We start from the raw sequence: 12247 nt of genomic DNA, 5'->3' as shown, positions 1-12247 counted from the left end.
AACCGTCATGGTTGATATAACACTCATCTTGCTCGGTGTGGTCATGTTCACCGTGGTCGTCATCGGCCTGGTTCTGGTGATTCTGGCTGCCCGCAGCAGGCTCGTCAGCACCGGGGATGTGACCATCGAGGTCAACGAGGACCCCGACCACACCCTCACCACCCAGGCCGGTGGCAAGCTGCTCAATACGCTGGCGGCCAACGGCATCTTTCTCTCCTCCGCTTGCGGTGGCGGCGGCTCCTGCGCCCAGTGCAAGTGCCGCGTGGAGGAGGGCGGCGGTGCCATCCTGCCCACCGAGGAGCAGCACTTCACCCTGCGCGAGAAGAAGGATGGCTGGCGCCTCTCCTGCCAGGTGCCCGTGAAGCAGGACATGAAGATCGAGGTGCCGGAAGAGGTCTTCGGTGTCAAGCAGTGGGAATGCGAGGTCATCGATAACCCCAACGTTGCCACCTTCATCAAGGAGCTCAACCTCAGGCTGCCCGAGGGCGAGGAAGTGGCCTTCCGTGCCGGCGGCTATGTGCAGCTGGTGGCGCCGCCCTATGATATCTCCTTCAAGGATTTCGATATCGAGGAGGAGTATCGGGGCGATTGGGAGAAGTTCGGCCTGTTCGACATCTCCCACAAGAACAACGAGGAGGTCATTCGCGCCTACTCCATGGCGAACTATCCGGACGAGAAGGGCATCCTCAAGTTCAACATCCGTATCGCTACGCCGCCGCCCAACACCGACCATCCGCCGGGGCTGATGTCCACCTATGTCTTCAGTCTGAAGCCGGGTGACAAGGTGACCGTGATGGGGCCCTTCGGCGAGTTCTTCGCCAAGGACACCGACGCCGAGATGATCTTCATCGGCGGTGGTGCCGGCATGGCGCCGATGCGCAGCCATATCTTCGATCAGCTCAAGCGGCTCAAGACCGATCGCAAGATCACGTTCTGGTACGGCGCGCGCTCCTGGCGCGAGACCTTCTACAACGAAGAGTACGACCAGCTGGCCGAGGAGTTCCCCAACTTCGAGTGGCACCTGGCGCTCTCCGACCCGCAGCCGGAGGACAACTGGGAAGGGCCGACCGGCTTCATCCACAACGTCCTGTACGAGAAGTACCTCAAGGACCACCCGGCCCCCGAGGACTGCGAGTACTACATGTGCGGGCCGCCCATGATGAATGCCTCCTGTATCAAGCTGTTGATCGATCTGGGCGTGGAGCCCGAGAATATCCTGCTGGACGACTTCGGCGGCTGATCTCGATCCCACCAGGACGTACCCCGGGGCCGGCCACAAGGCCGGCCCCTCAGGTTTGGTTCTTCACAGACTGGCGTGATAGTTGACCGCACGACACCGGTTGGCCACCCACCCCCCTGTAGGCCCGGTAAGCGCCAGCGCACCGGGCGTCATCTCAGGCATCAGATGAGCATGGACCCCTCACCGTCCCGTGTTGTCTTAAGGGTAGGATGGCCGACTGTTTTCCACTCTCGAGGAGCGTTGCAATGACAACCTACCTGTTGGTATTTGCCTTCTTTCTGCTGATCATGGCCGCCATGGCGGTGGGCGTGATCATGGGTCGCAAGCCCATCGCCGGCACCTGCGGCGGCCTCAACCGCCTGGGCATGAAGGAGGGCTGCGACGTCTGCGGCGGCAAGGACGAGGTCTGCGAGGAAGAGAACCTCAAGCAGATCAGCGCCCGCCGCCGCAGCGACGAAAGCCGCGGCGCCGACCTCGGCTACGACGCTACCCGGCGCTAGGCCAGCCGCCAGGATGGACGAGCGACAGCGACTCCATCAGCAGGCACTCTTACCCCCTATACCGTTTCCAGGGCATCATCGCCCTGGATTTCGTTTTGATTTCCGGCGACTTTTGCTTTTTGGATGGTGGCCCGGGCCGTTACACTGGGAAACATGACTGCAGGGCAGGGGAATGCGCCCGAATAATCCCGGGGCGGTAGCGTGTCAGGGCACCCGGGGAACGGGTGAGAATGAGCCAGAATGCACCGCTGGCACGCATTGCCGCCCGCCTGGACCGATGACACCAACAGGCGACGGAAGGACAAGACCGAGCGACTGAGCGTCTCATACCATGAGCCCACTTCCCGTTATCAGCCACCACGGCGGCGATGCCGGCGTCACCGGCAGCTGCCATCGCCTGCAGATCAGCGCGGATCGCACGCTGCTGGTGGACTGCGGCCTCTTCCAGGGCGAGGACGCCGACACATCTCTTAGCACCCTCGAGCAGCACCGCGTGACCTTCCCGGTGGACGATCTCCTTGCGCTGATCGTCACCCATGTGCACATCGATCATATCGGCCGGCTGCCCTACCTGCTGGCCGCGGGCTTCGCGGGGCCGATTCTCTGTTCGGTACCCTCCGCGCGCCTGCTGCCGCTGGTCATCGAGGACGCCCTGAAGATCGGCTTTACCCGCGACCGGGCCCTGATCGAGCGCTTCCTCGCTGAAGTTGACGAGCGCCTGGTGCCGCTGGACTACCGGCAGTGGCACACCCTGGTCGACGACGACCGCCACCGGGTACGCGTGCGCCTGCAGCGCGCCGGGCATATCCTCGGCTCGGCCTATGTCGAGGTGGATAGCCTTGATCACCCGAGTGGCCAGGCACAGCGCACCATATTTAGCGGCGACCTGGGCGCGCCCCATTCGCCGCTGCTGCCGGCGCCCGAGTCACCGGAGCGGGCCGACGTGCTGGTACTGGAAAGCACCTACGGCGACCGCGAACACGAGGACCGCACCACCCGCCAGGCGCGGCTCAAGGCCGCCATTGACCGGGCGCTGGCCAATGGCGGCACGGTGATCGTGCCGGCCTTCAGCATCGGCCGCACCCAGGAGCTGCTCTACGAGCTCGAGGAACTTATCCACGCCGCCGATAGTGAATGCTGGCGCGATCTGGAGATCATCGTCGATTCCCCGCTCGCCGCGCGCTTTACCGCCGTCTACCGCGAGCTCAAGCCGTGGTGGGACGCCGAGGCCCGGAGCAGGGCAGGGGAAGGCCGCCATCCGCTGGCCTTCGACAACCTCTACACCGTGGACAGCCACGCGGAACACCAGCAGACCGTCGACTACCTGGCCACCCATCATCGCCCCGCGGTGGTGATCGCTGCCAGCGGCATGTGCGCCGGCGGCCGGGTGGTCAACTACCTCAAGCGTATGCTCAATGATCCGCGCCACGACGTGCTATTCATCGGCTACCAGGGGGCCGGCACCCCGGGGCGCGACATCCAGCGCTTTGGGCCCCGCGGCGGCTGGGTGGAACTCGACGGCGAGCGCATCGACATCCGCGCCCGCATCGACACCATCGGCGGCTACTCCGCCCACGCCGATCAGCGCGACCTGCTCAACTTCATCAAGCGCATGCGCCAGCCGCCCCGGGAGATCCGCCTCGTCCACGGCGACCGCGACGCCAAGCAGGCCCTCGCGGCCGAGATCCACGCCTGGGCCAGCGCCTCGAATCATGCTGTCTGGGTCTTGTCGGGAGGATAAGCGCTAGCGCTCCCGCCAAAAGCGGTGTCTCCCTTGGCGCTAGCGGTGTCAGGCCACACAGGACAGGGAGACAAGCCGCTAAATCGGCCCAGGTATGGAGACCTCATGGTACGACCAGTCAGCCACGACCAGAACTTCAAGAACCTGATCCTCGACTATCCCCATGAGGCGCTGGCCTTCTTCGCCGCGGACGAGGCAGGAGATATCGATGCCGGCGTGAGTATCACCCCGCTGCGCCAGGAACAGCTCAAGGAGCGTCTCGGCGAGCGTTTTCGTGAACTGGATGTGCCGCTGCTGGTGGAATGGCCGGACGGCCGTCGCGAAGCCCTGCTGTTCGTGCTCGAGGAGGAGACGAACCCGCAGCGCTTCTCGATCCATCGCCTGGCTCACTACTGCCTCGACCTGGCCGAGCTGTTGTCCACTGAGCGAGTGGTGCCGGTGGTGATCTTTCTACATGACTACCCGGAGATACCCCGCCAGCTGGCACTGGGCAGCGAATGGCACCACTATTTGGCTTTCGACTACTTGGCCTGTGTGCTGGCCGCGACCCCGGCAGAACGTTACCTGGATAGCGACAACCTGGTGGCCCGCCTGAACCTCCCCAACATGCAATGGACGCCGGAGCAGAAGATCGATATCTACACGGGGTTAACTGATGCTGAACGGCAGTTGTACGAATCCCGACACCCGCAGGAGAGTACCGTTATGACCGGACTGGCCGAACGTTTACGTACCGAAGGCATGCAGCAAGGCCGCCAGGAGGGCCGCCAGGAAGGCCGCCACGAAGGCGTGGAAGGCACCCTGCGCAAACAGATCGAGATGAAATTCGGGGAGCTTCCCGCCTGGGCCGACGAGCAACTGGCACAGGCCAGCGACGAACAGCTGGACGCCTGGGTTGCCAGGATCCTCACCGCCGACAGTCTCGACGCCCTGTTCACCGAGCAATAAGCACCACACCGCCAACCCATGGCACGCCCAGGCTCCGCTTGAAGAGCTTTTGACCTTCGATTTTCGTGGGAGGCTCGGTTCGACGCTTCGACTTCAACGGGCGAGGGTTTGATTTTGCCCTTCGTGGGAGGGCGCGGTTCAACGCCTCGCCTCTGCCGCGCGAGTCCTTGACCTTTGGTTTCCTGGCTCTTGACCTTGTAGGGGGGATAAGCGCCAGCGCATCCACCAAAGGACAGCGGCATCCTTCGCCGAGACTGCAGCCCGAGGGGACCATGAATAACAAGGAGTTCGACAATGAACGAGTTGAACCGCATTACCGTCAACCCTGATCTGTGTGGTGGCCGCCCTTGTATCCGAGGCATGCGCATTCGCGTTAAGGATATTCTGAATCTACTAGCGGCTGGTGCCACGCGCGAAGAAATACTGGCTGATTATCCGTACCTTGAAAACGAGGACATCACAGCCGTCTTGGAATACGCGGCCCGACAAAGCGATCACCCCGTGCTATCTGTCGCCTAATGCGCTTCATCGTCGATGCTCAGCTCCCACCAGCGCTTGCACGATGGTTGACGGCTCAGGGGCACCATGCCGAACACGTCGCTGATATTGAAATGGAATCGGCCTCGGATGGGGTCATATGGCGTTGGGCGGAACGTCATGGTGCAGCAATCGTGACAAAAGACGAAGATTTCGCCATCTGGCGGAATGCTAGTGAAGAAAGGTCACCAACCGTAGTATGGCTTCGTATCAACAACACACGCCGCCATGAACTCTTGCACTGGTTTGAGCCTTTGCTACCACAGATCGTCAAGGCGCTGGATCAAGGAGAAATACTGATCGAAGTGCGCTGAGGGCTTGTCTTCGTGGGGGCTGGCTTTGCCGCGCGAGTCCTTGACCTTTGGTTTCCTGGCTCTTGACCTTGTAGGGGGGGATAAGCGCCAGCGCATCCACCAAAAGCGGTGTCTTCTGACCTCTGCGAAGCCCTCAAATCAAGGCACAAAGCTTGCCTATTGTTATCCATCAACTCTCATACTTATCGGCGCTAGGCGCTGCCTTACAGGGCCCCCATGCTTGCACAGCTCAAAGAGCTCTATTCCCTCCTCACCGCCGAGCAGCGCAGGAAACTCCTGCGCCTGCAGATTCTCAACCACCACCAACCGGCGACTCCATGCCTGATCCCAAGACCATCCTTATCGATAAACTTATCCGCAAGGAAGCCGTGATCGGCATCGTCGGCCTCGGCTATGTTGGCCTGCCCTTGATGCTGCGTTACAACAGTATCGGTTTCCGGGTGCTGGGGATCGATATCGATCAGGAGAAGGTGGATAGGCTCAATAGCGGCAAGAGCTACATCGAGCACATCCCCTCGGCCAGGATCGCCCAGGCAGCGCGTAGCGGCTTCGTCGCCACCACCGACTTCAGCCGCGTTGCCGATGCCGATGCCGTGATCCTCTGTGTGCCGACGCCGCTCAACAAGTACCGCGAACCGGACCTCAGCTTCGTCACCGATACCACCGATGCCCTCAAGCCCTATCTTCGCGAAGGGCAGGTCGTATCGCTGGAGAGCACGACCTACCCCGGCACCACGGAAGAGGAGCTGCTGCCACGCGTGCAGGAGAACGGCCTTGTGGTGGGCGAGAACCTCTTCCTGGTCTACTCGCCGGAGCGGGAAGACCCAGGCAACCCGGACTTCGAGACCCGTACCATTCCCAAGGTAGTGGGGGGCCAAACTCCCGCGTGTCGCGACGTGGGTGTCGCCCTGTACGAACAGGCCATCGATCACGTAGTACCGGTCAGCTCCACCAAGGCCGCCGAGATGACCAAGCTGCTGGAGAACATCCATCGCGCGGTGAACATCGGCCTGGTCAACGAGATGAAGATCGTCGCCGACCGCATGGGCATCGATATCTTCGAGGTGGTGGATGCCGCCGCCACCAAGCCCTTCGGTTTCACCCCCTATTATCCCGGCCCTGGCCTCGGCGGGCACTGCATCCCCATCGACCCCTTCTACCTGACCTGGAAGGCGCGGGAGTACGGCCTGCATACCCGCTTCATCGAGCTTTCCGGTGAGGTGAACCGCGCCATGCCGGAATACGTGGTCGGCAAGCTGATGGATGGCCTCAACCGTCATGGCAAGGCACTGAGCAGGAGCAAGGTGTTGGTGCTGGGTATCGCCTACAAGAAGAACGTCGACGACATGCGCGAGTCGCCCGCGGTAAAGATCATGGAACTGATCCAGGCCAAGGGCGCCGAGCTGGCCTACTGCGACCCCCATGTGCCGGTATTCCCCAGGATGCGCGAGCATCACTTTGACCTGGCAAGCGTCGATCTGAACGCCGAAAGCCTGGCCGGTTACGATGCCGTGGTGCTGGCGACCGATCATGACCGCTTCGATTTCGCCCAGATCAAACAGCATGCCCGCCTGATCGTCGACAGCCGTGGCACCTACCGCGAACCCGCCGACCACATCATCAAGGCCTGAAGACACGTCCCATGAAAAATTTTGCCCTGATCGGTGCCGCCGGCTACATCGCACCCCGACACATGAAGGCCATCAAGGAGACAGGCAATCATCTGGCGGTAGGCTACGACATCAACGATTCGGTGGGCATCATCGATTCTATCTCGCCCCAGAGCGATTTTTTCACCGAATTCGAACGCTTCCAGGAGCACGCCTGGCAGCTCAAGCGCGATTCGCAAAGGGCACTCGACTATGTCGCTGTCTGCTCGCCCAACCACCTGCATCATGCTCACATCGCCGCCGGGCTTCGCCTTGGCTGCGACGTTATCTGCGAGAAACCACTGGTGCCCACGCCCGAGCTGCTGGACGAACTGGCACGGATCGAGCGGGAGACCGGCAGGCGCATCTACAACATCCTCCAGTTGCGCCACCACCAGGCCATCCTGGATCTCAAGCGCAAGGTGGCGACCGAGAGGCGCGAAGGAAAGCACGAGGTGGAGTTGACCTACATCACCTCACGCGGCAAGTGGTACATGGAGAGTTGGAAGGGCGACCCGCGCAAGTCCTTCGGCATAGCCACCAACATTGGCGTGCACTTCTTCGACATGCTGCATTTCATCTTCGGCAAGCTGCAGAAGAATGTGCTGCACCACGCCGACAACGCCAAGGCTGCCGGCTACCTGGAGTACGAGAAGGCGCGGGTGCCCTGGTTTCTCTCCATCGATGCCGACGACCTGCCGAAAAGCGTGCAGGGCAAGCAGTCGACGTATCGCTCCATCACCGTGGACGGGGAGGAGATCGAGTTCTCTGGCGGCTTCACCGACCTGCACACCATCAGTTACCAGGAGATTCTGGCTGGCCGCGGCTACGGCATCGAGGATGCCCGCCACTGCGTGGAGACCGTTAACACCATACGCTCAGCGCAGCCCCAGGCACCGGCGGCGGGCGAAGGCCATCCTTTCCTCAATCGGCTGATGTGATATGGAAAACGCGAACGTCAAGATCCACGACACCGCCATCGTCGACGAGGGTGCCCGAATCGGCGAAGGCTCCCGCGTCTGGCACTGGGTTCACGTTTGCGGCGGCGCCCGCATCGGCAAGAACGTCTCCCTGGGCCAGGGCGTCTTCGTCGGCAACAAAGTCACCATCGGCGATCACTGCAAGATCCAGAACAACGTCTCCGTGTACGACAACGTCCACCTGGAAGAGGGCGTCTTCTGCGGCCCCAGCATGGTGTTCACCAACGTCTACAACCCCCGGTCGCTGGTCGAGCGCAAGAACGAGTACCGTGACACCCGGGTCAAGAAGGGCGCCACCCTGGGGGCCAACTGCACCATCGTCTGCGGCGTGACCATCGGCGAGTACGCCTTCATCGGCGCTGGAGCGGTCATCAACAAGAACGTGCCCGCCTATGCGCTGATGGTCGGCGTCCCGGCCCGCCAGATCGGCTGGATGAGCGAGTACGGCGAACAGCTGGACCTGCCACTGGAAGGCGACGGCGAAGTCTGCTGCCCCCACACTGGGGCCTGTTATACACTGAAAAGCGGACGACTCCAGAAGGAGGCCTAAGCCATGCAAGTTGAAGCCATCTACGATAACGGGTCGGTCAAGCTTCCGGACCACCTTCGGTTCAAACATCAGCGTTTCGTGCTCCACATCGACATTCCCGACGAGGAAGTTGAGAGCGCACCTGCTGAAACAGAAGGGGAGACACCCCAGCCCGGTTCAGGTGATATCCGCGACCAGATTCGCGCGATTCTTGGCGCGGACTATGAAAAGCTTACTACCGCCCCCACGGCCGAAGAGACGAAGGCGACCTGGCACCAACACCTGGAAGAGAAATACCTTGGCGGCCGCTGAAGATTACATTCTGGATGTCAGCACCCTTGTCGACCTCTGGCTGAGCGGCGAAAGCAGCGAGGCAACCGCACGCCTTTTCAGTGCCGCCCAGATGGGTGAGATTCAACTCTGGGTATCAGCCAGCAGCCTTCCAACACTGGACTATGTCGCCCGTACCCGCATGAAGCGGGCCGGAATCGCCGCGGACAGGGCCAAGCAGCATGTTCAGGCGCTGATGAGCGACCTCCTGCAGCGTGTCGGCGTACTGAGTACACAGGGTTTCGAACAAGGTGATGTCTACCGCCAAGCCAGAGACTTTGAAGACGCCCAGATCGCCGCAGCGGCCCGTTCGCTGCCAGGCCACAACGCCATCCTGGTGACACTGGACAAAACCTTCGACACTCTCGGTGAAGTGCAAACCCTGACGCCAACCGAAGCTGCAGGAGCGAGCAGCGCTCGCGATCATCATCCCGCGGACACCCCCATCCCCTTCATCGACTTGGCCGCCCAACAGCGGCGCCTGCGGCCTGAAATCGAGCGCCGTGTGGAAGCCGTGTTGCGACACGGCAAGTACATCCTGGGCCCGGAAGTGGCCGAGCTGGAAGAAAAGCTCGCCGCCTACACCGGTGCCAAGCATTGCATCAGCTGCGCCAACGGCACCGACGCCCTGCAGATCGCCCAGATGGCGCTGGGCATCGGCCCCGGCGACGAGGTGATCACGCCCGGATTTACCTATATCGCCACGGCAGAAACCGTGGCCCTGCTCGGCGCCAGGCCGGTCTATGTGGATATCGACCCGCGCACCTACAACCTCGACCCCAGCAAGCTGGAAGCGGCGATCACGCCGAAAACCCGCGCGATCATCCCCGTCTCGCTCTTCGGCCAGTGCGCCGATTTCGACGCCATCAACGCCATCGCAGAGAGGCACGGCATCCCGGTGATCGAAGACGCCGCCCAGAGCTTCGGCGCCACCTACAAGGGCCGCAAGTCCTGCAACCTCAGCACCATCGCCACCACCAGCTTCTTCCCCAGCAAGCCGCTGGGGTGCTACGGCGACGGCGGCGCCATCTTCACCAACGACGACGAGCTGGCCATCATCATCCGGCAGATCGCCCGACACGGCCAGGACCGGCGCTACCACCATATCCGCGTAGGCGTGAACAGCCGCCTGGATACGTTGCAAGCCGCGATCCTGCTTCCCAAGCTGGAGATCTTCGACGAGGAACTACAGCTCCGCCATCAGGTAGCAGAGCGCTATACCCAACTGCTCAACGAAGCGGGTATCTCCACCACGCCTTATGTAGAACCCCACAACACCAGCGCCTGGGCGCAGTACACCATTCGCGTGGAAAACCGTGAAGCGGTACAGGCCGCGCTGAAGGAGGCGGGTGTGCCTACGGCGGTGCATTATCCGGTGCCTCTCAATCATCAGCCAGCCGTCGTGGACCGTGACGCCCACTTGCCCCAAGGTGACAAGGCGGCTCAGGAAGTGATCTCGTTGCCGATGCATCCCTATCTCACTGAATACTATCAGAAAGGTGTAGTAGGGCCCTGCCGTTTCTAACCAATTTCACTAATAGAAATCATATACATACGTGAAAGCTAGTTCACGACTAAAACAACTCATACCGAATAATCGGTTCGCCCGCAGCGTTTCGGTGCTGGTTGGTGGAACCGCAGGAGCTCAGCTTTTAGCTGTACTTTCGGCACCGATACTCACTAGGTTATATAGCCCGGAGAGCTTCGGAATGCTTGCAGTATTCGTAAGCATAGTCTCGCTCTTCTCGGTCGTGGCCGGACTGAAATACGAGCTAGCGATACCGTTGCCTGAGGATGAACGCGATGCAGCGGCGCTCACCATTCTTTCACTGATACTGATATTTGCGGTAGCGGTAATTTCGGCGCTCTGTTTGTATTGGTGGGGTGACACTCTCGCTGAAGCGATGGAAACTCCAGATCTAGCTGGTTATCTTTGGCTTGTACCGATTGCCATTGTTTTTACCGGCATGTACAAACTTTTCACGTACTGGGCGGTTCGCCTGAAAGAATTCCCGATCATCGCAAAAACCAAGATTCGCCAGCAGGTAGTAACAATAGCAGCGCAGGTATCCATGTTTAATATGGGCGGCTTGGGCCTGTTAGTGGGAAATGTTGTGGGTACTGGGATGGGCGTTCTCACGCTTTCAACCAAGGTTTTCGGAAGAAAAAGCTGGGACCGCCAGCCAGTAAGGCGAGTAGGATACGTATCAAAGCGGTATCGAAAATTCCCGATATTCTCTACCTGGGGTGGATTCCTTAACACTGCCGGGGCGCAGTTACCTCCTTTATTATTCGCTTCTACATTCGGTGCCGGGTATGCGGGTTTTTATGCACTGGCACATCGCTTGATTGCAATGCCAATGGGGCTGGTTGGACAAGCGGTTGGTCAAGTGTTTCTCTCCGATGCGCCAGCACAGTACCGGAGTGGCGAGCTCCACAGTACTTTGAATCAAGCCCATAAAATCCTGATAAAGTGCATCCTACCACCTACGGCAATCTTAATTTTGTTCGGGCCATCACTGTTTAGTGTTATATTTGGTGAAGAATGGAAAGTATCCGGTGAGGTTGCTTCTTGGCTTTCACTTTGGATGTTAATGACTTTTACAACATCACCACTGAGCTCAGTGTTCATGGTGGCAGAAAAGCAGCACCTTGGAATGTTGATGCAGGCTGTGCTTCTAGTGGCGAGAGTATTCGGTATAGGAATAGGTGTTATATATGATGACTTTATACTTGCCGTTGTCTGGTTTTCAATATTTAATGTGCTTGGATACATAATATACCAGATTGTTTCTTTCAAAGTTGTTGGTATTTCTTGGTATGTGCCTTTGAAAAACTATGTGCCGGCATTTATCCTGCTTTTCATTTTGAATGGATTGGGGCAGATTTTTGACATTGGTGCAAGTAAGGTAATGTTTGTTGCGGTTGTACTTTTCTCGGCTGTGTATTATATTGCGTTGACAAAAGAACTTCGACCTTCATAGAGATCATCCCGCTTTCGTTTTTCCAGATTTACGGATTGTTGGTTGTCAAAATGTAATATGATAACAAGGTAATTCGTCGTTAATTGCTTGAATAACGCGGGGAAAGTGGGGCGCAGTATGATAATATACTATATGGGAAAATTTAAATTATACCTGGAATCGTAGTTCTGCGAGATTTCCCTATTTCATAAGTGCTATATAATTATGACCGAAAGAACTTACCCCGAAAATAGGTTATTAAAAATTCGATGGAAAATAATATTAGAGGTTATGAGGTGGGTAGTATGTTAGTTAGAAAGATTTTTAAAATTGTTCGCAGGAAACTGACGCAAGAGAAATATAAGAAAATTTCTGCCAACGAGCATAATTCCCTTGAGAATGTCGACAATCTTAATAAAGACAAAGAATATTGGGTTAACGTAAGGTTAAGTGACAAGAAATTCATAGAGAATATATTTGATTTCATAACACATAGTGCGCAAATAAAAGATGGGG

At 58.9% G+C, this 12247-nt stretch carries 13 protein-coding genes; all 13 read left to right on the top strand.

The annotated features are described in order from the left end of the window. The first annotated feature begins 7 nt into the window (after window positions 1-7). Window positions 8-1240: an NADH:ubiquinone reductase (Na(+)-transporting) subunit F gene (nqrF, locus tag HALO32_RS17685; RefSeq protein ID WP_151445224.1), complete on the top strand. Its 1233-nt coding sequence runs from the start codon at window positions 8-10 to the stop codon at window positions 1238-1240. 245 nt (window positions 1241-1485) lie between these two features. Next, window positions 1486-1740 carry a (Na+)-NQR maturation NqrM gene (gene nqrM, locus HALO32_RS17680; protein WP_151445223.1) on the top strand — a complete coding sequence of 85 codons (255 nt, stop codon included), beginning with the start codon at window positions 1486-1488 and terminating at the stop codon, window positions 1738-1740. A gap of 331 nt (window positions 1741-2071) precedes the next feature. Beyond that, the gene (locus HALO32_RS17675; protein ID WP_151445222.1) at window positions 2072-3481 is read left to right on the top strand and encodes an MBL fold metallo-hydrolase RNA specificity domain-containing protein; all 1410 of its coding nucleotides are present in this window, start codon (window positions 2072-2074) and stop codon (window positions 3479-3481) included. A 105-nt stretch (window positions 3482-3586) separates the two neighbouring features. Further along, window positions 3587-4429 carry an RpnC/YadD family protein gene (locus tag HALO32_RS17670; RefSeq protein ID WP_151445221.1) on the top strand — a complete coding sequence of 281 codons (843 nt, stop codon included), beginning with the start codon at window positions 3587-3589 and terminating at the stop codon, window positions 4427-4429. Between the two features lie 294 nt (window positions 4430-4723). Next, window positions 4724-4948: a DUF433 domain-containing protein gene (locus tag HALO32_RS17665; RefSeq protein WP_151445220.1), complete on the top strand. Its 225-nt coding sequence runs from the start codon at window positions 4724-4726 to the stop codon at window positions 4946-4948. Continuing rightward, the gene (locus tag HALO32_RS17660) at window positions 4948-5280 is read left to right on the top strand and encodes a DUF5615 family PIN-like protein (protein ID WP_151445219.1); all 333 of its coding nucleotides are present in this window, start codon (window positions 4948-4950) and stop codon (window positions 5278-5280) included. The genes HALO32_RS17665 and HALO32_RS17660 overlap by 1 nt, the downstream gene beginning before the upstream one ends. Window positions 5281-5597: 317 nt before the next feature. Next, window positions 5598-6911, top strand: a complete 1314-nt coding sequence (wbpA, locus tag HALO32_RS17655; protein ID WP_151445218.1) for a UDP-N-acetyl-D-glucosamine 6-dehydrogenase — start codon at window positions 5598-5600, stop codon at window positions 6909-6911. 11 nt (window positions 6912-6922) lie between these two features. Further along, window positions 6923-7870, top strand: a complete 948-nt coding sequence (locus HALO32_RS17650) for a Gfo/Idh/MocA family oxidoreductase (protein WP_151445217.1) — start codon at window positions 6923-6925, stop codon at window positions 7868-7870. Between the two features lies 1 nt (window position 7871). Then, window positions 7872-8459 carry an acyltransferase gene (locus tag HALO32_RS17645; RefSeq protein WP_151445216.1) on the top strand — a complete coding sequence of 196 codons (588 nt, stop codon included), beginning with the start codon at window positions 7872-7874 and terminating at the stop codon, window positions 8457-8459. Between the two features lie 3 nt (window positions 8460-8462). After that, window positions 8463-8750, top strand: a complete 288-nt coding sequence (locus tag HALO32_RS18035; RefSeq protein WP_192576552.1) for a hypothetical protein — start codon at window positions 8463-8465, stop codon at window positions 8748-8750. Then, a complete protein-coding gene (locus tag HALO32_RS17640) occupies window positions 8737-10293 on the top strand; it encodes an aminotransferase class I/II-fold pyridoxal phosphate-dependent enzyme (protein ID WP_325063463.1) in 1557 nt (518 codons plus the stop codon). The genes HALO32_RS18035 and HALO32_RS17640 overlap by 14 nt, the downstream gene beginning before the upstream one ends. Before the next feature lie 31 nt (window positions 10294-10324). Then, window positions 10325-11752: a lipopolysaccharide biosynthesis protein gene (locus HALO32_RS17635; protein WP_151445215.1), complete on the top strand. Its 1428-nt coding sequence runs from the start codon at window positions 10325-10327 to the stop codon at window positions 11750-11752. 248 nt (window positions 11753-12000) lie between these two features. Then, a partial coding sequence (locus tag HALO32_RS18175) for a hypothetical protein (RefSeq protein WP_225810140.1) occupies window positions 12001-12247 on the top strand: 247 nt, incomplete at its 3' end.

Source organism: Halomonas lysinitropha (assembly GCF_902500215.1).
Lineage (GTDB): Bacteria > Pseudomonadota > Gammaproteobacteria > Pseudomonadales > Halomonadaceae > Halomonas > Halomonas lysinitropha.
This window is presented reverse-complemented; position numbering and strand designations above follow the sequence as displayed.